Annotated in this window: 21 protein-coding genes; 11 read left to right on the top strand and 10 right to left on the bottom strand. The window is 64.8% G+C overall.

The window, feature by feature from the left end:
* Positions 1 to 60: 60 nt before the first annotated feature.
* The 4 genes from MYCSP_RS11620 to MYCSP_RS11605 all read right to left on the bottom strand — a co-directional run bounded on the left by MYCSP_RS11620 (position 61) and on the right by MYCSP_RS11605 (position 2,555).
* A complete protein-coding gene (locus tag MYCSP_RS11620; protein WP_070910175.1) occupies positions 61 to 525 on the bottom strand; it encodes a DUF5078 domain-containing protein in 465 nt (154 codons plus the stop codon).
* 62 nt (positions 526 to 587) lie between these two features.
* Positions 588 to 998 carry a hypothetical protein gene (locus tag MYCSP_RS11615; protein WP_088413825.1) on the bottom strand — a complete coding sequence of 137 codons (411 nt, stop codon included), beginning with the start codon at positions 996 to 998 and terminating at the stop codon, positions 588 to 590.
* Between the two features lie 41 nt (positions 999 to 1,039).
* Positions 1,040 to 2,038, bottom strand: coding sequence for a Gfo/Idh/MocA family protein (locus MYCSP_RS11610; RefSeq protein ID WP_088413824.1), 999 nt, complete (start codon positions 2,036 to 2,038; stop codon positions 1,040 to 1,042).
* On the bottom strand, positions 2,031 to 2,555 hold the full coding sequence (locus MYCSP_RS11605; protein WP_088413823.1) for a DUF402 domain-containing protein: 525 nt from the start codon (positions 2,553 to 2,555) through the stop codon (positions 2,031 to 2,033). The genes MYCSP_RS11610 and MYCSP_RS11605 overlap by 8 nt, the downstream gene beginning before the upstream one ends.
* A gap of 65 nt (positions 2,556 to 2,620) precedes the next feature.
* Between MYCSP_RS11605 and uvrB the strand changes: the two genes are divergently transcribed.
* A complete protein-coding gene (gene uvrB, locus MYCSP_RS11600; RefSeq protein ID WP_088413822.1) occupies positions 2,621 to 4,780 on the top strand; it encodes an excinuclease ABC subunit UvrB in 2,160 nt (719 codons plus the stop codon).
* Here uvrB and soxR read toward each other — a convergent pair whose 3' ends face one another.
* Complete coding sequence (gene soxR, locus MYCSP_RS11595; RefSeq protein WP_083013277.1) at positions 4,781 to 5,233, bottom strand: redox-sensitive transcriptional activator SoxR; 453 nt, start codon at positions 5,231 to 5,233, stop codon at positions 4,781 to 4,783.
* A 64-nt stretch (positions 5,234 to 5,297) separates the two neighbouring features.
* Here soxR and MYCSP_RS11590 point away from each other — a divergent pair, with 64 nt between their 5' ends.
* From MYCSP_RS11590 to MYCSP_RS11580, 3 genes are all read left to right on the top strand, one after another.
* A complete protein-coding gene (locus MYCSP_RS11590; RefSeq protein WP_088413821.1) occupies positions 5,298 to 6,731 on the top strand; it encodes an MFS transporter in 1,434 nt (477 codons plus the stop codon).
* A 13-nt stretch (positions 6,732 to 6,744) separates the two neighbouring features.
* Positions 6,745 to 8,190 carry a M20/M25/M40 family metallo-hydrolase gene (locus tag MYCSP_RS11585; protein WP_088413820.1) on the top strand — a complete coding sequence of 482 codons (1,446 nt, stop codon included), beginning with the start codon at positions 6,745 to 6,747 and terminating at the stop codon, positions 8,188 to 8,190.
* Between the two features lie 161 nt (positions 8,191 to 8,351).
* A complete protein-coding gene (locus tag MYCSP_RS11580) occupies positions 8,352 to 8,792 on the top strand; it encodes a universal stress protein (protein ID WP_030098068.1) in 441 nt (146 codons plus the stop codon).
* Between the two features lie 25 nt (positions 8,793 to 8,817).
* Here MYCSP_RS11580 and MYCSP_RS11575 read toward each other — a convergent pair whose 3' ends face one another.
* On the bottom strand, positions 8,818 to 9,495 hold the full coding sequence (locus tag MYCSP_RS11575) for an MBL fold metallo-hydrolase (protein WP_070910168.1): 678 nt from the start codon (positions 9,493 to 9,495) through the stop codon (positions 8,818 to 8,820).
* A 150-nt stretch (positions 9,496 to 9,645) separates the two neighbouring features.
* On the opposite strand from MYCSP_RS11575, the gene uvrA reads away from it, so the two are divergent.
* Together uvrA and MYCSP_RS11565 are read left to right on the top strand one after the other, a co-directional pair.
* Complete coding sequence (gene uvrA / locus MYCSP_RS11570; RefSeq protein WP_083013280.1) at positions 9,646 to 12,600, top strand: excinuclease ABC subunit UvrA; 2,955 nt, start codon at positions 9,646 to 9,648, stop codon at positions 12,598 to 12,600.
* Between the two features lie 10 nt (positions 12,601 to 12,610).
* Positions 12,611 to 14,092 carry an AMP-binding protein gene (locus tag MYCSP_RS11565; protein WP_083013378.1) on the top strand — a complete coding sequence of 494 codons (1,482 nt, stop codon included), beginning with the start codon at positions 12,611 to 12,613 and terminating at the stop codon, positions 14,090 to 14,092.
* On the opposite strand, the gene MYCSP_RS11560 is transcribed toward MYCSP_RS11565, so the two are convergent.
* From MYCSP_RS11560 to MYCSP_RS11545, 4 genes are all read right to left on the bottom strand, one after another.
* On the bottom strand, positions 14,049 to 14,309 hold the full coding sequence (locus tag MYCSP_RS11560) for a hypothetical protein (RefSeq protein WP_083013281.1): 261 nt from the start codon (positions 14,307 to 14,309) through the stop codon (positions 14,049 to 14,051). The two genes, MYCSP_RS11565 and MYCSP_RS11560, sit on opposite strands and share 44 nt — an antisense overlap.
* Positions 14,310 to 14,333: 24 nt before the next feature.
* Positions 14,334 to 15,710: an alpha/beta hydrolase gene (locus MYCSP_RS11555; protein WP_083013379.1), complete on the bottom strand. Its 1,377-nt coding sequence runs from the start codon at positions 15,708 to 15,710 to the stop codon at positions 14,334 to 14,336.
* A gap of 71 nt (positions 15,711 to 15,781) precedes the next feature.
* On the bottom strand, positions 15,782 to 19,054 hold the full coding sequence (gene lysX, locus MYCSP_RS11550; RefSeq protein WP_162266350.1) for a bifunctional lysylphosphatidylglycerol synthetase/lysine--tRNA ligase LysX: 3,273 nt from the start codon (positions 19,052 to 19,054) through the stop codon (positions 15,782 to 15,784).
* A gap of 85 nt (positions 19,055 to 19,139) precedes the next feature.
* Positions 19,140 to 19,499, bottom strand: coding sequence for a DUF1844 domain-containing protein (locus MYCSP_RS11545; protein ID WP_083013380.1), 360 nt, complete (start codon positions 19,497 to 19,499; stop codon positions 19,140 to 19,142).
* A 266-nt stretch (positions 19,500 to 19,765) separates the two neighbouring features.
* Between MYCSP_RS11545 and infC the strand changes: the two genes are divergently transcribed.
* From infC to MYCSP_RS11520, 5 genes are all read left to right on the top strand, one after another.
* Positions 19,766 to 20,380: a translation initiation factor IF-3 gene (gene infC / locus MYCSP_RS11540; RefSeq protein ID WP_083013283.1), complete on the top strand. Its 615-nt coding sequence runs from the start codon at positions 19,766 to 19,768 to the stop codon at positions 20,378 to 20,380.
* 30 nt (positions 20,381 to 20,410) lie between these two features.
* Positions 20,411 to 20,605: a 50S ribosomal protein L35 gene (gene rpmI, locus MYCSP_RS11535; RefSeq protein ID WP_005058702.1), complete on the top strand. Its 195-nt coding sequence runs from the start codon at positions 20,411 to 20,413 to the stop codon at positions 20,603 to 20,605.
* A gap of 63 nt (positions 20,606 to 20,668) precedes the next feature.
* The gene (gene rplT / locus MYCSP_RS11530; protein ID WP_088413817.1) at positions 20,669 to 21,058 is read left to right on the top strand and encodes a 50S ribosomal protein L20; all 390 of its coding nucleotides are present in this window, start codon (positions 20,669 to 20,671) and stop codon (positions 21,056 to 21,058) included.
* Between the two features lie 32 nt (positions 21,059 to 21,090).
* Positions 21,091 to 21,843 (top strand): TrmH family RNA methyltransferase, encoded by a 753-nt coding sequence (locus MYCSP_RS11525; RefSeq protein WP_088413816.1) that lies wholly within the window; start codon positions 21,091 to 21,093, stop codon positions 21,841 to 21,843.
* Positions 21,844 to 21,909: 66 nt separating this feature from the next.
* Positions 21,910 to 22,866, top strand: coding sequence for an oxidoreductase (locus MYCSP_RS11520; protein WP_088413815.1), 957 nt, complete (start codon positions 21,910 to 21,912; stop codon positions 22,864 to 22,866).
* The last annotated feature ends 65 nt before the right edge of the window (positions 22,867 to 22,931 follow it).

Raw genomic sequence — 22,931 nt, 5'->3', positions numbered from 1 at the left:
TCCGGAATAGAAAAAACGCCCCACGGTGCGATCACCGCGGGGCGTTTTCTATGCGCTTGGTTAGGGGCCGTCCCAGACCGACATGTCGGACGGGTACTTGCTGCAGTTCTCGGTGCCCTTGGCGACGACACCCTTGTTGTTGAAGAAGATCTTGCCCCAGTTGGGCCACTGCGACGTCAGTGCCTCCGGCGGGTAGTTCACCGCGAAAACCTCGGACTCCGCGCGGCGGCCGGCGTAGTCCTTTGCGAAGAACTCGTGAATCCGGTCGATTGTCGCCTGCTGCACATAATCGGGCTTGTTGTTCTTATCGATCATGTACCGCGTGTAGTAGATCGGGTCATAATCGCGAACCGCTGCCAGATACTGCTCGGCAGTACACGTGGTCTTCAGCATTCGCCGGGGAATTGGATAGTCATCGGTCGAGTCGGCGGAGGCAATCGCGGGGATTGTGCTCGCGGCAATTCCCGCGGCGACTATCGCAATTCCCGCACTGCGAATGGGACGACGAATGGAGTTCAGGCGCATGGCGCCATTGTAGCGGTTTTTGTGCAGGTCCGGGGTACAGAAGTGACTAATTTGACTCGTGCTTACGAGTTGAAGTGACCACAGGTGACGCTGTCGTTGACGGGTCCGTTGAAGATGCCCAGCGCGGGTGGCACCGTCAGGTCCTGCGAGTCGACAACCACGTCGTCGACCTGCACTTCACAGTGCAATCCGACACCGTAGGGAGGCAGCACCCGCACGGTCATCCCCGCCTGCTGCGGGTCGTCCATCACCAGGTTGACCTCCCAGGTCTCGCCGGGCCCCAAACGAGGTTGTTCGGTCCGCCGGTCCACCGGATCGGTCTTGAACGTCACGGAGATACCACGGCCGAGCCCATCGACACGGGCGATGTAGCTGATGTTGTGCAGCTCGGCTGCGGAGGCTGGTGCTGCCAGGAGAGCCAGGGTTACCGCCGCCGTCCCGCCAGCGCCCAGTCCTCGGAGGAAGGCGCGCATATCGGCATCCTACCGGGGCCCGGGAGACGGCGGCAACGCGATCAGTCCAGGTCAGCGGGGTCTTCGGTGTGATCAACCCCGAGTTGTTCGCAGGCCGTGTTGAGTACCCGTTGCACCGCCAACGTGTCGGCCAGCGGCATCACCGCGCTCTGCGCTCTGCCCTCCAGCAGGCACCGGGTGACCTCCGCGAGTTCGTGACTGTACCCGCCGCCGACGGGCGGACGTACTATCGGTTCGGGATCAGATCCCTTGCGGTGCAACACGATCTCGCGCGGATGATGGAAGCGGGGGAGGATGTCGATCCAACCCTCGGTGCCGAAGATGCGCGCCTGACCGGGTGTGGGATGCAAAAGTGAGCACAGCAGGGTTGCGCTGCGTCCGTCGTCGTACCGCAACAGCAGGCCGGCTTCGGCGTCCACTCCCGTGGGGAACAACGAGCCGTGAGCCACCACCGCCGCGGGATCCCCCAAGAAGTACTGGGCCAGCGAAACCACATAAACGCCGAGGTCGAGCAATGCTCCGCCGCCGAGCACGCGATTGAACAACCGATCTTCGGGATCGAACGGGCGGTCCACCCCGAGATCCGCCTGAACCTGCCGCACCTCACCGATGACCCCGTCGTCGACAAGCTTTTTCGCGGCGACGATCGCCGGCTGAAATCGCGTCCACATTGCCTCCATGGCAAAAACGCCCCTGGCCCTTGCGATGTCGATGATCTCCTGGGCCCCCGAGACGGTCGCGGTGAAGGTCTTCTCGACCAGGATCGCCTTTCCGGCGGTGAGAGCCGCGATGGCGACCCGTCGGTGCTGGGGATGTGGCGTGGCGATGTACACCGCGTCCACATCGGGAGCGGCCAGCAACTCCCGATACGAGCCGAAGACTTGCGGAATTCCGTGTACCCCGGCGAAGTCCCCGGCACGCTCCGGAGAACGGGAGGCGACGGCCACCAACTCGGCTCCCGGCGTGAGCGGGAAGTCCCGGGCCACATTGCCGGCGATGCGGCCGGGACCGATGATTCCCCAGCGAATGGTCTCAGGCATGAGCAGCTCCGTTCTGGTCGCGCCAGGTCAGCGGCATTCCGGCCGCGGCGAGCCAGGCGTTCAGATCATGTCCGTGCCCGGCCAGTCCGTCGACAGCGGTGGCCGCCCGGCGTATGGCGAGTTCCGTTGTGGCCGTGGATAAGAGACCCAATTTGTGCGCTTCGAGCAATTCGTCGACATCCGTCATCTCGGTTTCGCGTCCGCAACGCACCACGAGGTCAAGATAGTGGTCGGTGGCCTCCCACCGCGAGGCGCCGGAGACGAACTCGCCGACGTCCAGGTAATAGTCCTGATCGCGCTCAAATCCCGGACTGAAGTGGAAGACATTGGCACGCAAGCCCAACGTCGGGAGCAGCCAGGATTCCAGGTAGTGGAACTGTGCGCGGCCGGGCGTCGCGCGCGCCATGTACAGCCCCCACGGCTCCACCCGGTACCGGTCCACCGACCGCACGATGCCCTTCGGGTCGGTGTTGGTGAGTGCATCGAGGTCGAAGATCTCGCGTTTGGGCGCGTGCACGCTGGTTTCCCACCGCCTTCCTGTCGTCTTGAGTGATTGTCGGACCATCGGCTTACTCTGGGCTCATGGCTTTCGCAACAGAACACCCCATCGTTGCGCATTCCGAGTACCGCCCGGTCACGGACGTCTTGCGTGCCGATGGGCGATTCGAGGTCGTCAGTCAGTATGAGCCCGCGGGCGACCAGCCGGGTGCCATCGCCGAACTCGAACGCAGGGTTCGGGCGGGGGAGAAGGACGTGGTGCTGCTGGGTGCCACCGGTACCGGCAAGTCGGCCACCACCGCCTGGCTCATCGAGCGGCTGCAGCGGCCCACACTCGTCATGGCACCCAACAAGACGCTGGCCGCGCAATTGGCCAATGAGCTTCGGGAAATGTTGCCGCACAACGCAGTCGAGTACTTCGTGTCGTACTACGACTACTACCAGCCGGAAGCATACATCGCGCAGACCGATACCTACATCGAGAAGGACAGCTCCATCAACGACGACGTGGAGCGCCTGCGGCACTCCGCGACGTCCAATCTGCTGTCGCGTCGGGATGTCGTCGTGGTGGCGTCGGTCTCGTGCATCTACGGTCTGGGCACCCCGCAGTCCTACCTGGATCGTTCGGTGCAGTTGGACGTGGGTTTGGAAGTACCGCGCGATGCGCTGCTGCGGCTGCTGGTCGACATGCAATACAACCGCAACGACATGGCGTTCACACGAGGCACCTTCCGGGTGCGCGGAGACACCGTCGAGATCATTCCGTCCTATGAAGAGCTTGCGGTGCGCATCGAGTTCTTCGGTCACGAGGTCGAGGCGCTCTACTATCTGCATCCGCTGACGGGGGATGTTGTGCGGCAGACCAATTCGCTGCGGATCTTCCCGGCCACGCACTATGTCGCAGGGCCGGATCGGATGGCGAAGGCACTCGAGGGTGTCGAGCAGGAGCTCGAGGAACGCCTATCTGAATTGGAGGGCCAGGGCAAGCTCCTGGAGGCGCAACGGCTGAGGATGCGGACCAACTACGACATCGAGATGATGCGCAATGTGGGCTTCTGCTCAGGCATCGAGAACTATTCGCGGCATATCGACGGTCGCGGCGCCGGCACGCCACCCGCCACCCTGTTGGACTACTTCCCGGACGACTTTCTGCTGGTGATCGACGAATCCCATGTGACGGTTCCGCAGATCGGTGCCATGTACGAGGGTGACATGTCGCGCAAGCGCAATCTGGTGGACTTCGGGTTCCGGCTGCCGTCCGCCGTCGACAACCGGCCGCTCACCTGGGAGGAGTTCGCCTCACGCATCGGCCAGACGGTGTACCTGTCCGCAACCCCAGGCAACTATGAACGCAGTGCCGCCGGCGGCGAGTTCGTGGAGCAGGTCATCCGGCCCACCGGTCTGGTCGACCCGAAAGTCGTCGTCAAACCCACCAAGGGGCAGATCGACGATCTCATCGCCTCGATCCGACAGCGCACCGACGCCGACGAGCGTGTGCTGGTGACGACGCTGACCAAGAAGATGGCCGAGGATCTCACCGACTACCTGCTCGAGATGGGTATCCGGGTGCGTTATCTCCATTCGGAGGTCGATACCCTCCGACGGGTGGAGCTGCTGCGGCAGCTGCGGCTCGGCGAGTACGACGTCCTGGTGGGCATCAACTTGCTGCGCGAAGGCCTGGATCTACCCGAGGTGTCACTGGTGGCCATTCTGGACGCCGACAAGGAAGGCTTCCTGCGCTCCAGCAGGAGCCTGATCCAGACCATCGGTCGCGCGGCACGCAATGTGTCCGGTGAGGTGCATATGTATGCCGACACCATGACGGATTCGATGAAAGAGGCTATCGACGAGACTGATCGGCGACGTGCCAAGCAGATCGCGTACAACGAGGCGAACGGGATCGACCCGCAGCCGTTGCGCAAGAAGATCGCCGACATCCTGGACCAGGTGTATCGGGAGGCCGAGGACACCGAGGAAGTTGCAGTGGGTGGATCCGGCCGCAACTCCAGTCGCGGCCGGCGCGCTCAGGGCGAGCCAGGTCGCGCGGTCAGTGCCGGCGTCTTCGAGGGTCGCGACACCAAGAGCATGCCTCGAGCCGAACTGGCCGATCTGATCAAGGACATGACCGAGCAGATGATGGCGGCCGCACGTGATCTTCAGTTTGAGCTCGCCGCCCGGTTCCGTGACGAGATCGCCGATCTCAAAAAAGAATTGCGCGGCATGGACGCTGCCGGATTGAAGTAATCAGCCGGGATCGGCAAGCAGGCGCGCCCCGGTGGCGCCGTCATCCGCGAGGACGTCACCGGGGTTGAACAGCATGCATTTCGTCATGGACAGACATCCACAGCCGATGCATCCGGTCAACTTGTCCTGCATGTCGGCGATGGCGTTCTTGCGCGCTTCCAGATGTGAATGCCATTGCCGGGAGATCCGTTGCCAGTCACGGGTACTGGGCGCCCGATCGGCAGGGAGGCTGGCCAGTACGTCGGCGACCTCCGCGAGAGGGATGCCGAATCCGGTCGCCACCCGGATCAGGGAGATACGGCGTAAGGCGTGACGGCGAAAGACCCGCGCGTTGCCGGAGGTGCGCTCGGCAGGGATCAGGCCGATATCGGCGTAGTAGCGCACGGCGGACACCGCGATTCCGCTGCGCCTGGCCACCTCGCCGATCGGCAGCAGCTCGGCCTTGTCCTTCATCGGGCCTCCTCCCGCCGTCGCGGTTCCTTGATCTAAAGTGCACTTTAGCTCATACCGTGTTCGCATGACGCAGGAACCGCGGACGGGCAGTTGGCGAGATCTGTTGGGAGGCAGACAGCTCGGCATCATCACGGTGCTCGCCGGTGGGGTGGCGCTATACGCCACCAACGTGTACCTCACCACCAGCCTGTTGCCGAGTGCAGTAGCGGACATCGGCGGAGAACGTCTCTACGCCTGGGTGACCACGATCTATCTCATCGCGTCGGTGAGCGCCGCCACCGTCGTCAGTCCGCTACTCACCTGGGCGGGTCCACGCGGTGCGTACCTGATCGCGTTCGGCGCATTCGCCGTGGGCACCCTGGTGTGCGCGACCGCGCGTGGAATAGAGGTGATGCTCGCCGGACGCGCGGTGCAGGGTGCGGCCGGCGGCCTACTGGCGGGCCTCGCCTACGCTGTCATCAATAGTGCACTGCCTCAACGGTTATGGACACGCGCCTCCGCACTCACCTCGGCCATGTGGGGTGTCGGCACTTTTGTGGGTCCGGCGGCAGGCGGATTGTTCGCTCAATTCGGGCTGTGGCGTTGGGCATTTGCGTCCCTGACGGCGATCACCCTCGGCATCGCGGCAATGGTTCCCGCCGTGCTCTCCGCAGCCGAGAGCACCAGCTCCCAGAGCCCCCTGCAACGCGTTCCGGTGCGCTCGCTGCTGGTCATCACGCTGGCGGCGGGCTTGGTGGCGGTGGCGGGACTCCAATCGCAACTGCCGACCATGGCGGGGTTGATCGTCGTCGCGGCCGCCCTGACGGTCCTGTTCGTCACGCTCGATCGACGGTCCGCCGCCTCGGTCCTGCCCAAAGCGGTCTTCGCGCGCAACCCATTGAAGTGGATCTACCTGACGATCGCGGTGCTGGCGGCGGCGTCGATGGTGGAGACGTTCATCCCCTTCTTCGGTCAGCGGCTCGGACACCTTGCCCCGGTGGCGGCCGGATTCCTCGGCGCCTCCTTGGCATTCGGGTGGACCGCCGGCGAGATGGTGAGCGCGTCGGCCAAAATGCGGACCGTCATGCGGGTGGTGGCGTTCGCGCCGCTCGTGGTGGCGGCAGGGCTGCTCCTCGCGGGCACCATGCAGCACGAGGGCGCCGGCGCCGTCCAGATCGCGCTATGGGTGCTCGGTTTCACCGTGACCGGTGCCGGCATCGGCATGGCCTGGCCGCATCTGGCGGCCGCGGCGATGGGAGTGTCCACAGATCCGGCAGGAAGCACGGCGGCCGCCGCCATCAGCACCGTGCAGCTGATTGCCGGGGCCTTCGGCGCCGGGGTGGCCGGTGTGCTCGTCAATCTCGGCGGATCCTCCACCCGCGGCGCCCCTCTGCTGTTCCTGGGGTTCGCCGCGATGACGGCTTGTGGTGTTGCGGTGTCCTCCAGAGTGTTTCGTGTGCCGCCCACAACGGACGTGACGGATACGGCAGGGGAGGGCTCGGTTAGCGCCCCCGTGTAACCCTTACGGGTGTATGAACGGAACCATGCACCGGATTCTTGTCCTGGCCGCCGCCGTACTCACGCTGGCTTCCTGCGGTACGACGCAGAACCACAGCGCGCCGGCCACCACCACCCCGTCCGACAACGACGACCGTAGCGCCTTCAGAGACCTGTACCGGGAGCTGATCGAGACCAACACGACGGCATCACAGGGGAGTTGCACCGAGGCCGCACAGAAGATGGCCGATCGCCTCAAGGCCGCTGGGTACGCCGACAAGGACGTGGTGCTGTTCAGCCCGCCCGATCACCCGAAGGACGGCGGACTGGTCGCGACACTCGCCGGGGCCGAGCCCGCTGCCAAACCCATTCTGCTCTTGGCGCATATCGACGTGGTCGAAGCCAAACGTGAGGACTGGAAACGTGATCCGTTCACGCTCGTGGAGGAGAACGGGTACTTCTACGCCCGCGGCGCCGAGGACGACAAGGCCATGGCCGCCATTTTCGTGGACAACCTCATCCGGTACCGCGCGGAGAATTTCGTGCCGAAACGCCCGATCAGGCTCGCGCTCACCTGTGGCGAGGAGGGCGGCGGACAGGTCAACGGCGCCGAGTGGCTGCAACAGAATCGGCCCGAGCTCGTCGATGCCGAGTTCGTCATCAACGAAGGTGCCGGGGGCGACCTCGACGAGGAGAACAAACCCGTCCTGCTCGAGATCCAGGCGGGCCAGAAGATCTACCAGGACTTCACCCTCGAGGTTACCGACGAGGGCGGACACAGCAGCCAGCCCCGACCGTTCAACGCCATAAATGCGCTTGGCGCGGGTTTGAACCGGTTGGCCGCCGCACCGTTCCCGGTTCAGCTCAACGATGTCACCCGGGCCTATTTCACGGCACAGGCTCCGCTGCAGCCGGGGGAGGTGGGGCAGGCCATGTCGGCGATCGTCGCCAACCCGCACGATCAGGCCGCGGCAGCGGTGCTGTCCCGCAATCCGCTCTACAACGCCACGCTGCGCACCACCTGCGTCCCCACCAAAATCGAAGGCGGGCATGCCAACAATGCGCTGCCACAGCGCGCCACCGCGAACGTGAACTGCCGAATACTGCCCGGCGGCTCCGCCGGGGCCGTGCAGGAGGCGATCATCAAAGCCGTCGACGACCCGAAAGTCTCGGTAACCCCCGCCAAGGCGTTCCGCACCGACGTCGCGAGTGTCCCGCCCTTGTCGCCGCGAATCGTCGACCCGATCAAGGCCGTCGCCGGATCGATGTGGCCGGGTGTGCCGTTGGTGCCCACGATGTCCACCGGAGCCACCGATGCCATCTACTTCGGCAAGACTCCCGTGTACGGCCTCAGCGGCATATTCGCCCAGCCGGGAGAGACGCACGCGCACGGTCTGGACGAGCGAATCCAGGTGAAATCCCTGTACGACGGACGGGCGTTCCTCTATCAAGTCGTCAAGCTCTATGCCAACGGTGCGTGATCGTCCTCATATCCAGATTGAGGCGCACGCCATACCTGGGCGTGCACTTGACAAGGGAAAATCACGGCCATAGCCCGACACAATCGGCCAAATGACGCATGGCCGGGGCCCTTCCCGGCTAATCTCATCTGGCCTGGTCAAACGGAACTGGAGGACCTTTCATGAGTGCATACAGCACTGTCGTTGTCGGTACTGACGGATCGGATTCGTCGTACCGGGCGGTCGACCGCGCTGGAGCCATCGCGGGCGCCGCCGGTGCCAAGCTGATCGTCGCGACCGCGTACTTCCCGGAGAACAACCCCCACTCGGCCGATGTACTCAAAGAGGACGCGTACAAGGTCACCGGCAAGGCACCGGTCTACGACATCCTGCGCACCGCCCGTGAGCGCGCCGCTGCGGCGGGTGCCACGAGCGTCGAAGAGCGCTCGATCGAAGGAGCGCCGGTGGACGCGCTGCTGGACCTGGTGGTGGATTCCAAGGCCGACCTGCTGGTCGTCGGCAATGTCGGTCTCAACACCATCGCCGGGCGCCTGCTGGGGTCTGTCCCCTCGGATGTGGCGCGTCGCTCCAAGTGCGATGTGCTGATTGTTCACACCACCTAGACACGGCTAGCGCGAACGGGGCCGTTCACCAGCCTCGTTCGCGCCATTCACCGAGCGAACCGCGCTCGGCGCCCAGGGTGGTGTCGTCACCGTGCCCCGGGTACACGATCGTGGAATCGGGGTACGCGCCGAACAGCCGGTCGCTGACGTCGTCCAACAGCTGATTGAAGTCCTCGGGACCGGAAGTCCTCCCGACGCCACCGGGAAACAGCGAGTCTCCGGTGAACAGGTGGGTCACATCGCCTGCGGTGAATGCCAGCGCCACCGAACCCGGCGTGTGTCCGCGCAGGTGGATCACGTCGAAGTGCAGATCACCGATATCGAAGCTGTCGCCTCCGGCCAGCAGTGTGGTCGGCGGGACCGGCAGTGGTCCGGCATCCAAATCATGTGCGGCGCTGGGGGATTGTGTCTTTCCGACGATTGCTTCCAGGGCCTGCCAGTGGTCGAAATGCTGATGCGTGGTCACGATCAGCTCGATGTTCGGGGCGTTCTCGTCCAGCAGGGTGGCCAATCGCTCGGCGTCGTTGGCCGCGTCGATCAGCAGCGACTTGCCGGTGTTCGTGCATGTCACGATGTACGCGTTGTTGTCCATCGGGCCCACGGAGGCCTTGATGATGGCCGCGCCGTCCACGGTGCGACGTGCCACGCCGGAGCCGGGCTCGATGTGGCCGGAGTAGTCGTCGTCGATGGTGATGGAGGTCATGCTGCAACCGTAGTGGCCCCCAGTGCCGCGAAGGTTGTCGGTGCCTCGTCCTAGCATGGAGTCGACGACTCAGTCGTGCTGGATTCCGCGTGGGACCACAGCCGCTGAGCTATGCGAAAACACCTGCATGGGCAGTGTGGAAGGAGACAGGTGGCCGACCGTCTAATCGTGCGGGGCGCGCGTGAGCACAACCTGCGCGGTATCGACCTTGACCTACCCCGAGACAGCCTCATCGTCTTTACGGGCCTGTCCGGTTCTGGAAAGTCGAGCCTGGCCTTCGACACCATCTTCGCCGAGGGCCAACGTCGCTACGTCGAGTCACTGTCCGCGTACGCGCGCCAGTTTCTTGGCCAGATGGACAAGCCCGACGTCGACTTCATCGAGGGACTCTCGCCCGCCGTGTCGATCGACCAGAAGTCGACCAACCGTAACCCCCGGTCGACGGTGGGCACCATCACCGAGGTCTACGACTACCTGCGTCTGCTGTATGCCCGGGCCGGCACACCGCATTGCCCGGTGTGCGGGGAGAAAATCGCCAAGCAAACACCCCAGCAGATCGTCGACCAGGTGCTGGACATGGAGGAAGGCCTGCGATTCCAGGTGCTGGCTCCTGTGGTGCGCACCCGCAAGGGTGAGTTCGTCGACCTGTTCGAGCAGCTGAACTCGCAGGGCTACAGCCGTATTCGGGTGGATGGCGTGGTCCATTCGCTCACCGAACCTCCCAAGCTCAAGAAGCAGGAGAAGCACGATATCGAGGTGGTCATCGACCGTCTCTCGGTCAAGGCAAGCTCCAAGCAACGCCTCACCGACTCGGTGGAGACCGCACTGCGCCTCGCCGACGGAATCGTGGTTCTCGAATTCGTCGACGCCGACGAGGATTCTCCGGAGCGGGAGCGCAGGTTCTCCGAGAAACTCGCGTGCCCCAACGGCCACCCGCTGGCCGTGGATGATCTTGAGCCGCGTTCTTTTTCGTTCAACTCGCCTTATGGGGCCTGCCCGGAGTGCACCGGTCTGGGCATCAAGAAGGAAGTCGATCCCGACCTGGTGGTCCCCGATCCGGACATGACCCTTGCCGAGGGTGCCATCGCGCCCTGGTCGATGGGCCAGAACGCAGACTACTTCGTGCGGCTCATGGCCGGACTGGGCGACGCCCTCGGATTCGACGTGGACACCCCGTGGAAGAAGCTTCCGGCGGCCGCCAAGAAGGCGATCCTGGACGGCTCTTCCGAGCAGGTTCACGTCAGGTACAAGAACCGTTACGGCCGTACCCGGTCGTACTACGCCGAATTCGAAGGCGTGCTGGCCTTTCTGCAGCGCCGCATGGAGCAGACCGAGTCCGAGTGGGCCAAGGAACGCTACGAGGGCTTCATGCGGGACATTCCCTGCCCCGAGTGCAATGGCACCCGCCTGAAGCCGGAAATCCTTTCCGTCACTCTCACCGCGGGGGAGTACGGCACCAAATCGATCGCGCAGGTCTGCGATCTGTCGATCGCCGACTGCGCACAGTTCCTCAATGCCCTGACGCTCGGTCATCGCGAGCAGGCCATCGCCGGTCAGGTACTCAAGGAGGTCCAGTTCCGGCTGGGATTCCTGCTGGATGTCGGCCTGCAGTACTTGTCGCTGGCGCGCGCGGCCGGCACATTGTCCGGCGGTGAGGCGCAGCGCATCCGGCTGGCGACTCAGATCGGCTCCGGGCTGGTCGGGGTGCTCTATGTTCTCGACGAGCCGTCGATCGGCCTGCACCAGCGCGATAACCGGCGCCTCATCGAAACACTCACGCGGCTCAGGGATCTCGGTAACACATTGATCGTCGTCGAGCATGACGAGGACACCATCAGGCATGCCGACTGGGTCGTCGACATCGGCCCTGCCGCGGGCGAGCACGGCGGTCAGGTGGTGCACAGCGGCACCTACGCCGAACTCCTGAAAAACAAGAACTCCGTCACCGGTTCGTATCTGTCTGGGGCAGAGAGCATTCCGCTGCCGTTGATGCGCCGGCCGATCGACCCCAAACGGCAGGTCACCGTGGTGGGTGCGCGCGAGCACAACCTCAAGGACATCGACGTCTCCTTCCCCCTCGGAGTGCTGACCTCGGTCACCGGAGTTTCGGGCTCGGGCAAGTCGACGCTGGTCAACGACATCCTCGCCACTGTGCTCGCCAACAAGCTCAACGGCGCACGTCAGGTGCCCGGTCGCCACACCCGCGTGACCGGACTGGACCAGGTCGACAAGCTGGTGCGAGTGGACCAGTCGCCGATCGGGCGCACACCGCGCTCCAATCCGGCGACCTATACCGGCGTCTTCGACAAGATTCGCACGCTGTTCGCGGCGACCACCGAGGCCAAGGTGCGCGGCTATCAGCCGGGGCGGTTCTCCTTCAATGTCAAGGGCGGCCGCTGCGAGGCGTGCACGGGCGACGGCACCATCAAGATCGAGATGAATTTCCTGCCGGATGTGTACGTGCCCTGCGAGGTGTGCCACGGTGCGCGGTACAACCGGGAAACGCTCGAGGTCCACTACAAGGGCAAGACCATCGCTCAGGTACTCGACATGCCCATCGAGGAGGCCGCCGAGTTCTTCGAGCCCATCACCTCGATCCATCGGTATCTGAACACCCTGGTCGAGGTCGGTCTGGGTTACGTACGGCTGGGCCAGCCCGCGCCGACCCTCTCCGGCGGTGAGGCGCAGCGCGTCAAGCTGGCCGCCGAACTGCAGAAGCGGTCGACAGGCAAAACCGTGTACATCCTGGACGAGCCCACCACCGGTCTGCATTTCGAGGACATTCGTAAGCTGCTCACCGTCATCAACGGACTGGTGGACAAGGGCAACACGGTCATCGTCATCGAGCACAACCTCGACGTGATCAAGACATCGGACTGGATCATCGACATGGGCCCCGAAGGGGGATCGGGCGGTGGCTCTGTGGTTGCGCAGGGCGCGCCGGAAGCCGTCTCGCGGACGGCAGGAAGCCACACCGGCGAGTTCCTGGTGGACCTGTTGCCCAAGCCCGTTCGGAACGGCAAGACCCCGGCGAAGGCACCGACAAAGAGCGCGGCAAAGGCGCCCGCCAAACCGCGGACCAGGAAGGTTGTCACGCCGGTCTAGGGTGGCATTCATGACTGACGCCGCCGTTGGTGAACCGTTCGTTCGCATTCTCGCCAACCTTGCGGAATCAGAACCGGACGCGTCCGCCGTCACCTGCGGTACCGAGTCGGTTACCCGGGCTGAGCTGGAGCGCCGCGCCACCGCTTTGGCACACGCGTACCAGCGTCTCGGCGTACGGCAGGGTGACCTCGTGACCATCGGGTTGCCCAACTCGGTGGAGTTCTTCGCGGCTCAGATCGCGGTGTGGAAGCTCGGCGCCACCCCGCAGCCGGTGTCGTGGCGGCTGCCGCTGGCCGAGCGTCGCGCAATCGTCGAGCTCGCCGACTCGACCCTGGTGGTCGGGGTAGACCCGGTCGATCATCCGGATCGGGTGTGTGTCCCAGCAGGTTTCGAACCCACGGCCGACGACCTTGCCGCCGGGCCGTTACCCGAGGTGGTGTCGCCCGCATGGAAGGCTCCCACCTCGGGCGGCAGCACCGGTCGGCCCAAGATCATCCTCGCGCCCAGCCCCGCAGCCATCACCGGTCCGGCGGCCGGCGAGATCATGGGCATGCAGCCCGGCGATGCCCAACTCGTCGCCGGTCCGCTGTATCACAATGCGCCGCTGATGTTTTCGTCGTACGGCCTGCTCCTGGGGCACCATCTGATCGTGCAGCCGAAATTCGACGCCCTTGAGGCGCTCGAGCTGATCGACAAGCACAAGGTCACCTGGTTGCAGGTGGTGCCCACCATGATGTCGCGCATCCTGCGTGAGGTCCGCCAGCATCCGGGACGGTTCGACCTGTCCACCATCCGGGTGTTGTGGCATATGGCCGCCCCGTGTCCGGTGTGGTTGAAGCAGGCGTGGATCGATCTACTCGGCCCGGATGTGATCTGGGAACTGTATGCCGGCACCGAGGCCATCGGCGGGACCATCATCACCGGGCAGGAATGGTTGGCCCACCGCGGGTCCGTCGGTAAACCGGCACTGGGCGAACTGGCGATCCTCGACGAGGAAGGCAACCCGTTGCCTTCCGGTGAAGTGGGCGAGATCTTCATGCGCCCCTGGGAGGGCATGCCCAAGCCCTACAAATACCTCGGCGCCGAGATCAAGCGCGTCGGAACCTGGGAATCCATCGGTGATCTCGGTTGGCTGGATGACGACGGCTACCTCTACATGAGCGATCGCCGCACCGACCTGATCGTGACGGGCGGCGCGAATGTGTTTCCGGCAGAAGTGGAATCCGTCATGAACGGATACCCCGGCGTTGTCGACAGTGTCGTGGTCGGCCTGCCCGACGATGATCTCGGACAGAGTGTGCACGCGGTGGTGCACGCCGAACACAATGTCACCGAGGATCAGCTGCGCGACTACCTACTCGACCAGATCGTCCGCTACAAGGTCCCGCGCACCATCGAATTCGTCACCGAACCGCTGCGCGAGGATTCCGGAAAGGTCAGGCGCAGCCTCATCCGTGAGCAGGCGATTGCCCGTCGGGCTGCTGCGGGCTAGCTTCCTCGCGCATCGACTGACGGATTTCCGCCAACCGCTCCGCGGCCGCACGTTCCCTGGCCTCGAACTGTTCTTCCCGCCGGCGCCCCTCATCGCTTTCGGCATCCAGCTCAGCCGACCCCGCGGCCGTACCGGAGCGGGTTTCGATCTTCTCGCGCACCGACTCGAAGGTCGGCACACCGCTGTCGGAGTATCCCGGATCAGGCGTATCGGACATACCGACCGAGGTTACTCCGCACCGCTAACGAGGCAGGGGGGCTTCGGGCACGGTGGGTGTGCCGATCCGCCCGGCCATCCATGGGAACGCCGAGGTGAAGGCGGTTTGCGCGAACGACCATTTGTGTTCACCGGGCTTGTGCTGCACCGTGCACGAGATTCCTTGTGCGGCACCGAGCTCGCACAGCCTGTGCGCGGCCCGGTCCTGATCGCTCAGCGGCACGGATGCCGCGGCACCCGGCGCGGGGCCCGCACCGGTGATCGCTCCGGACCCGCCATGGTGCAGACCGTTGACGTCGAACCAGCCCGCGGTGTTCGCATACCGTCCATGCCGGGCCATCACCGTGGCCGGATCGAACTGCTCCCACGCCCCGGCGTCGCCGCCGAAGAGACGTGCGATCGTCTGCGCCTTGTTGCCGGTGTTGGGTGACATATCGCCGGCGATGTCCTCGAACGTGCTGAACAACTCGGGGTGTTTGGCGGCCAGCGTCACCGCGCAGGTTCCGCCCATCGACCAGCCCACCACGCCCCAGTTCTGCGGCCGCGGGCTGACGCCGAAACGCGACACCATGAATGGCACGACATCCTTGGTCAGGTGATCGGCGGAGTTGCCGCGCGGACCGTTCACGCATTCGGTGTCGTTGTTGAACGAGCCGCCCGCATCGACGAACACCATGACCGGCGCATTGCCGCCGTGCTGACTGGCGAAGGCATCGGCCACCTCGACCGCGTTCCCGCTGCGGATCCAGTCACTGGGGGTGTTGAACTCGCCGCCGATCATCATGATCGTCGGCAGCTCGGTGCGGGTGGAATCGAACCAGGCCGGAGGGAGATAGACGATCTCCTTGCGGTGACGAAACCCACTGGCGTCGGCCGGGATATCCACCGGCACCAGCTTGCCCTTGGTCATGGTCGGTCCGCGACGCTCCTCGCGTGCGGCCGTCACCGTGGCCATGTCGGCCTGGTTGGGCAGCGGGCCGGCGGTCAATTGCGCCCACCCGGATTGAATGCTGCGCACATAGCCGACCCACTGGTTCAGCATCAACGAACCGGAAAGGACTGCGAGTGGAACCGCGGTCAGTGCGATCGCGCGGCGCCACCAGCGCGCGGTGCGCCAACCCACCACCAGGACCGTGGCGGCGACGCCGGTGAGCGCGATCCACACCCACAGCATGAGCGGAGCCGGATTGCCTCTGTCGGCCCAGCCCTCGGAATGGATGTACCAGTAGGCCCACGCCGCGAGCGCGACGCCGATACCCACAGCTACCGGCAGCCAGCGCCCAAACCATCGACGTGTACGCATTCCTACCGCGATGACGAGCGCAAAACCGGCAATGACCTGCATGGAGACAGGAAAGCTCCCATGTAACAACGAGATGTCATGACCGGACACGGAACTTATGATGGCCCAGATACCTGTGAATTGTCTGTCAGGTTTTCGACGCGCCGGGGTACGCAACCCCAACGATTGACCTACCGGGGTTTAGCCAGCGGGAATGGCAGCGTCTCGCGGATGCTGCGCCCGGTGATCAGCATGACCACGCGGTCCACACCCATTCCCATGCCGCCGGTGGGCGCCATCGCATATTCCATGGCACGCAGGAAATCCTCGTCGAGTTCCATCGCCTCGACGTCACCACCCGCCGCGAGCATCGACTGCTCGTACAGACGACGACGCTGCTCCACCGGGTCGGTCAATTCGGTGTACGCGGTGCCCAGCTCGACACCCCAGGCCACCAGGTCCCATCGCTCGGCGAGCCCGTCGATGCTTCGATGCGGGCGAGTCAGGGGCGACACCGACACCGGGAAGTCGCTGTAGAACGTGGGTGTGGTGGTCCGCTTCTCCACCAGCCGCTCGTAGAGCTCGAGCACCAGGTGTCCGGCGTCCCATCGGGGGTTGAACTGCACCTCGACTGAGCGGCAGAACCGTTGCAGTGCAGCCACTTCCGTTGTCGCATCGATCTGCTCGCCAAGAGCCAGCGAAACCGCTTGGTGCACCGGGATGATCGGCCATTCGCCACTGATGTCGACCGGCGCCAGCGCCCCGTCTGTGCCGTCACCGCCGGGTCGCATCACGACTTCACTGCCGTGCGCCGCCTTGGCAGCGTTTTGGATGAGCTGTTGGGTGGTCTTGGCCCAGGTCAGATAGTCGGCATGAGCCTGATACGCCTCCAGCAGCGTGAATTCCGGATTGTGACTGAAGTCGACGCCCTCGTTGCGGAAGGCCCGGCCCAGCTCGAAAACCCGCTCCACGCCTCCCACGCAGAGTCGTTTCAGGTACAGCTCGGGGGCGATACGCAGATACAGATCCAGGTTGTACGCGTTGATGTGAGTCAGGAAGGGGCGCGCGTTGGCTCCGCCGTGCACCTGCTGCAGGATGGGGGTTTCGACCTCCAGAAATCCTTGGGACAGCAGGGTATTGCGCAACGCTGTGACGATCGCACTGCGCGCGGCGATTTGTTCGCGGGCCTCGGGGTTGATTGCCAGGTCGAGGTAGCGCGCACGCACCCTGGCCTCGGGGTCGGTAAGACCCTTGCGCTTGTCGGGGAGCGGGTGCAGACACTTGCCGATGATTCGCCACGAGCGCACCAACACCGAGCGCGTGCCGTTGTGCGATCGGCCCATGGCTCCGCTGGCCTCGATCAGATCGCCCAGATCCACGGCGGAGGTGAAATCCTCGTGCAGGCGCGGGTCGTCGATAAGTAGCTGCACCTCGTCCGACCAGTCACGCAACTGCGCGAACAACACGCCGCCGTAGTCGCGTATCCGCAGCAGGCGTCCACTGATCACCACTTCGGTACCGTCGTCGGCAGCCAGGGCCTCCGCAACGGTGTGCGACGGTGGCGAGCCCACCGGGTATGCGTCGATTCCCTTGTCCTGCAAGGCTGCCAGCTTGCCAAGCCGGACCTTGACCTGCTCGGGAACGCGCTGTTGAGGTGTCACCTGCGGCAGCAGGTCCGGGGTGCTTCCATCGTGATGCAGCAAGCCGGTGGCCACGATGGCCTGGGGGACCGCACTGTACTGACCCGTGTGCCGGGGCTTGTCGCGGTTGCCGAAGGGCAAGACCAGAAAGCCTTCCGCGATCACCGAGGCGATACCGATCCGCGGGATCAGCCGAGCGTCCTCGTAGCAGGCGAATCGCGGCACCCACTCGGGCTGGTACTTCACGTTTGAGCGGTACAACTGCTCGAACTGCCAGAACCTCGAGGCGAACATCAAGACCGAGCGCCACAGCCGCAGGACCGGGCCGGCACCGATCCGGGAGCCATCGGCGTAGACCGAGCGGAACATCACGAAATTCAGAGAGACCCGAGTGATCCCCATGCCCTCGGCGCGAGTGAGCAGCTCGGTGACCATGAATTCGATGGTGCCGTTGGGCGATTGGCGTGAACGCCGCATGAGCTCCAACGACACACCATTGGTTCCCCAGGGCACCAGCGACAGCATGGCGACGGGATGGCCGCTCGGGTCTACCGCCTCGACCAGCAGGCAGTCGCCGTCGGTGGAATCACCCAACCGGCCCAGTGCCATCGAGAACCCGCGTTCGGTGTTGCCATCACGCCACAGGTCGGCGTTGGCGATGATCTGTTTGGCCTCCTCCGCCGTCAGTTCGCGGTGACGACGGATACGTACCGAGAGCCCCGAGCGCCGGGCACGGTTGACTGCCTGCCGTACCGCCGCCATGTGCGGACCCGATATCGAGAAGGACCGCGGGTACAGGATCGCCTCGTCGCCGAGCTCCAATGCGTTCAGGCCGTGCTCGCGGTAGGCGAGCGCGCCCTCGGCGCTGGCACCCATCACCGCGGGCGCCCAGCCGTATGCTTGACACACCTGCAACCACGCTGAAATAGCTTGGCCCCAAGCAGATTTGTCGCCGATCGGATCGGCGCTGACCAGGCAGACGCCAACCTCGACGCGGTATGTCACCGCCGCACGGCCGTTGGGGGCGAAGATGACCGCCTTGTCCCGCCGCGTTGCGAAGTATCCGAGTGAATCGTCTTGCCCATACCGTTCCAACAACCCACGGATCAACGACTCGTCATCACCGGTCAGCGCGTTGACGGCACGCTGCGAGCGGAACAGCACCACTGCGGCGGACATCAGCGCCAACGCCCCGAACAGGCCGAAGAGCCAGTTGAGGAACAGGTGCGGATGACCGTCGAAATACTCATGCCCGGCCAGGGAGAACCCGGCCACACGGTTGAGCGCCCACCAGAAACGGTCGGAGCGGGCCAACGATCCCGGGAACATCTCCGTGAGGCCCCAGGCGACGAGCGTTCCGATCGCCAGACCGCCGATGAGCACGAGGAAGGCCTTCACCATCGCCCCACGCCGCACCTTCGCGTAGAACTCGTGGCGCGCCAAGATCAGCAGCACGATCGTGCCGCCGTGGAGCACCAATCCCAAGATCTCGACGGCGTCGCGGTGCTGGATGAGTCCGCCGATGTTCAGGACCGACAACACCGTCAGGTTGATCAGCAGAATCCACCACGCGATGCTCTTGCGCACCGCAAGGGCCGCGGCCAGCAGTGACAGCACAAAGGCCCATGCCAGGCTGGTGTCCGGCCAGTCGAACAAGTACTCGTCGATGAACGCGCGGGGCACCTGGGTCAGGTGCCGGATGATCGGCGAGATGCTCGACAGGAAGATCATCGCCGCGAAAACCCCGACGAGCCATCCGAAGAAGGTCGGCACCCAGTGCAGCCTCGACGAGGACGAGGGAATTGGTTTGGGGGTCTTGCCGATTCCGGGGCCGGCTACGGGCGGTGAGACAGAAACCTCAGACGTCACCTTGCGAGGATAGGCCGTGTACCTGGGAGTTCACTGACGCTCAGCGCAAGTACTTCTCGCCGGGCCCCTGTCCGGGCTCGTCGGGGATTGCGCTGGCTTCGCGGAACGCCTTCTGCAAGCTCTGCAGTCCGTCGCGGATCGGCGCGGCGTGCGGGCCCAGGTACTCCACCGAAGCGGCCACCAATCCGGCAAGGGCAGTGATCAGCCGGCGCGCCTCATCCAGGTCGCGATGCGGGCTCTCGTCCGGATCGCGGGAGGACAACCCCAGTTTCTCGGCACTGGAGCTCATCAGCATCACAATGGCCTTGGTAATCACCTCGATGGCCGGGATCTCGGCTAGCTCGCGCACATCATCCGTCGGGGACTCGTCATGGTGATCATGGTCAAGGTCATCGGTCACGGCTGCTAGACTGTCATGTGCGACCGTTCCCGATTCCGTCGGGGACATCAAGTGGAGTCCCGCTCCCACCGCTGGCCACAAGGTACAGCGGTCCGGTCCAACCGCCCACGGGCGGTTGTTCTGCGATTGGCAGAACAGCGCGTTGCGTTGTGACCGGTCGGCTTCGGGCCCTGCCATGTGCAGGGCTTTCTTGCTGATGGGCCCGCTTTTGTCCCCGTCGTGCCGCGCTTCGGTCATGACAGTAGAGGACGAGCCAGGGAGGCCACATCAGCACTGAGACCCGCATCAACGAACGGATCCGCGTACCCGAAGTCCGCCTGATCGGCCCGAAGGGCGAGCAGGTCGGCATCGTGCGAATCGAAGATGCGCTTCGCGTCGCCGCAGACGCCGATCTCGACCTTGTCGAGGTAGCCCCTGACGCCAGACCCCCGGTCTGCAAGATCATGGACTACGGCAAGTTCAAGTACGAGACGGCCCTCAAGGAGCGCGAGTCTCGCAAGAATCAGCAACAAACCGTCGTCAAAGAACAGAAGCTTCGGCCCAAGATCGACGATCACGACTACGAAACCAAGAAGGGCCATGTGGTCCGCTTCTTGGAAGCCGGATCCAAGGTCAAGGTGACGATCATGTTCCGCGGACGCGAGCAGTCCCGGCCCGAACTGGGCTACCGGCTGTTGCAGCGGCTCGGCGCGGACGTCGCCGAATACGGCTTCGTGGAGACTTCCGCGAAGCAGGACGGTCGCAACATGACGATGGTGCTGGCACCGCACCGGGGCGCCAAGACCCGGGCCAAGGCGGCGCAGCAGGCAGAGGCTCCCGCAGGGCCGGCACCGACCCCGGCTGCAGCGCCTGCCGAGCAAGCGCCCACCGAACAGACCTAGTAGAAAAACGAAGGAACAGGGAACACCAAGATGCCCAAGGCCAAAACCCACAGCGGTGCGTCGAAGCGCTTCCGCACCACCGGCAGCGGAAAGATCGTGCGACAGAAGGCGAACCGTCGCCACCTGCTGGAGCACAAGCCCACCAGCCGCACCCGTCGTCTCGACGGCCGCGCCGTGGTGGCGGAGAACGACGCCAAGCGCGTCAAGAAGATGCTCACCGGCTAAAAGCCGACACCTCGACCACCCCAAAACACAGCACCACACTTCATCACTAGAAGGAACAAATTTATGGCACGCGTGAAAAGGGCCGTAAACGCCCAGAAGAAGCGCCGGACAGTCCTGAAGGCCTCCAAGGGCTACCGCGGTCAGCGGTCTCGCCTGTACCGGAAGGCCAAGGAGCAGCAGCTGCATTCGCTCACCTATGCATACCGGGACCGTCGCGCCCGCAAGGGTGAGTTCCGCAAGCTGTGGATCGCGCGCATCAACGCCGCGGCTCGCGCCAATGACATCACGTACAACCGCTTCATCCAGGGCCTGAAGATCGCGGGCGTCGAGGTTGACCGCAAGAACCTCGCCGAACTGGCCGTCAGCGATGCGGCCGCGTTCACCGCGCTGGTCGAGGTCGCCAAGGCCGCACTGCCCGAGGATGTCAACGCTCCGGCCGGGGAAGCCGCCTGAGCGACTCGGCTCTGACTGAGCGATCACAAACCGTGATCGACGCGGTCAAACTGCACCGGCCCGCCGCCCGTCGGCGGGCCGGTCTTTTTCTGGCGGAGGGCCCCAATCTGGTTGAGGCCGCGCTGCGGTCCGGCGCTGTCGAACGCGTCTTCGCCACCGAAGCAGCCACGGAGCGATTCGGCGACCTGCTGGCCGACGCGCCCGTGCGCCTGGTCACCGAGCGGGCCGCCAAGGCACTGTCCGATACCGTGACGCCGGTCGGCCTGGTGGCACTGTGCCGCTCCATCGCGACCACGTGGTCGCACATTGTTGCCGAGTCGCCGCGTTTTGTCGTTGTCGCCGTTGATATCTCGGAGCCAGGCAACGCAGGCACGCTCATCCGAGTCGCCGACGCCATGGGGGCCGATGCCGTCGTGCTGGCAGGCAACAGCGTGGATCCGTTCAACGGTAAGAGCCTGCGGGCTTCGGCCGGCAGCATCTTCAATATCCCGGTCGTCTCCGAGGGGGATATCGCGACGATTGCCGGAGACCTCACGAAGCGAGGCGCTGCCGTGCTGGCCACCACCCTCGACGGCGATCTGTCACTCGATGATGCCGACTCCGTGCTGGCCGGGCCCTGCGCCTGGCTCTTCGGAAACGAGGCCCATGGACTCGACGACACGCCCGCGGCCCTGGCGACCCACCGGATCAACATCCCGATGCGTGGGGGAGCCGAGAGTCTGAACCTGGCCAGTGCCGCGTCGATTTGCCTCTACGCCACAGCGCGGATGCATCGCCGTCAATAGCCTCCAGTACTATCCGACAAAGCCGTAACGACGAGTACTAGTAACTTCCACGGATCGAGGAATCTAATGCCCGCACCCCTGCAGAACAGGCACTTTCGTGAGTCGGACGTTCCCGACCAGACCGGCAAGACGCATGTCATCACCGGCGCGAACAACGGCCTGGGTCTAGTCGCAGCAGAGGCGCTTGCCCGCGCCGGCGCCCGAGTGGTGCTGGCCTGCCGCAACCAGGAGACCGGACGGGCCGCCCTGGACAAGGTGCGCTCGCTGGGGCCGAACGCAGACCACGCGCTGGTCGAGCTGGACCTCACCAGCCTTGCGTCGGTGCGGTCGGCAGCGGATGCGATCCGCACCCAAGCACCCACCATCGACGTGCTGCTCAACAACGCCGGCGTGATGGCGATCCCGTTGCGGCGCACCGCCGAAGGATTCGAGATGCAGATCGGCGTCAACCACCTCGGCCACTTCGTGCTGACCGACGCGCTGCTGCCCTCGCTGCTGGTCGCCGGGGCACCCCGAGTGATCTCCCTGGGTAGCGTCGCCCACGCACAGGGACGCAACAACCTGAAGGTCGACGACCTCAACTTCACCAAGCGCCGGTACAACCGGATGAGCGCGTACCGCGCTTCGAAGCTCGCCTGCATGCTGTTCGGCTCGGAGCTGGCCCGTAAGGCTGCGGCCGCCGGATCCCCACTGGTGTCGGTCAATGTGCACCCCGGGGTAGCCGCCACCAACCTGTTCGACTCGATGATTCCGAAGATCCCGGGTCTGCATAAGGCCTTCTACTTCGGCATGGGATTGGTGCTGCAGGACGAGCGCCAGGGCGCCGAATCCGAGTTGTATGCGGCGTCGATGCCCGACGTTCAGCCCGACGACTACCTTGGCCCTACGCAGCTGACCGGTGCCCGCGGGCCGGTGGCGCGTGCGCCCCGCTCCAGCGAGGCACGCGATCCCCAGCTAGCGACGCGGCTGTGGGAGAAGTCGGTGGAACTCACCGGCGCGGATTACTCACGCCTCACCGGCTAAGCCGCGCTGGGATCACTCTGAGTCCAACACTCGTGTCGTGCACCGTGGTTCGGCATCATCGGTGC

The sequence above is a fragment of the Mycobacteroides saopaulense genome, from assembly GCF_001456355.1.
Classification (GTDB): Bacteria; Actinomycetota; Actinomycetes; order Mycobacteriales; family Mycobacteriaceae; genus Mycobacterium; species Mycobacterium saopaulense.
This window is presented reverse-complemented; position numbering and strand designations above follow the sequence as displayed.

Coding starts and splice junctions, on each gene's coding strand:
- uvrB (WP_088413822.1), top strand. CDS start 2,621: ATGGCTTTCGCAACAGAACACCCCATCGTTGCGCATTCCGAGTACCGC.
- MYCSP_RS11610 (WP_088413824.1), bottom strand. CDS start 2,038: ATGCCTGAGACCATTCGCTGGGGAATCATCGGTCCCGGCCGCATCGCC.
- MYCSP_RS11560 (WP_083013281.1), bottom strand. CDS start 14,309: ATGTCCGATACGCCTGATCCGGGATACTCCGACAGCGGTGTGCCGACC.
- MYCSP_RS11585 (WP_088413820.1), top strand. CDS start 6,745: ATGAACGGAACCATGCACCGGATTCTTGTCCTGGCCGCCGCCGTACTC.
- MYCSP_RS11615 (WP_088413825.1), bottom strand. CDS start 998: ATGCGCGCCTTCCTCCGAGGACTGGGCGCTGGCGGGACGGCGGCGGTA.
- MYCSP_RS11580 (WP_030098068.1), top strand. CDS start 8,352: ATGAGTGCATACAGCACTGTCGTTGTCGGTACTGACGGATCGGATTCG.
- MYCSP_RS11520 (WP_088413815.1), top strand. CDS start 21,910: ATGCCCGCACCCCTGCAGAACAGGCACTTTCGTGAGTCGGACGTTCCC.
- rplT (WP_088413817.1), top strand. CDS start 20,669: ATGGCACGCGTGAAAAGGGCCGTAAACGCCCAGAAGAAGCGCCGGACA.
- MYCSP_RS11590 (WP_088413821.1), top strand. CDS start 5,298: ATGACGCAGGAACCGCGGACGGGCAGTTGGCGAGATCTGTTGGGAGGC.
- soxR (WP_083013277.1), bottom strand. CDS start 5,233: ATGAAGGACAAGGCCGAGCTGCTGCCGATCGGCGAGGTGGCCAGGCGC.
- rpmI (WP_005058702.1), top strand. CDS start 20,411: ATGCCCAAGGCCAAAACCCACAGCGGTGCGTCGAAGCGCTTCCGCACC.
- MYCSP_RS11565 (WP_083013378.1), top strand. CDS start 12,611: ATGACTGACGCCGCCGTTGGTGAACCGTTCGTTCGCATTCTCGCCAAC.
- MYCSP_RS11620 (WP_070910175.1), bottom strand. CDS start 525: ATGCGCCTGAACTCCATTCGTCGTCCCATTCGCAGTGCGGGAATTGCG.
- MYCSP_RS11575 (WP_070910168.1), bottom strand. CDS start 9,495: ATGACCTCCATCACCATCGACGACGACTACTCCGGCCACATCGAGCCC.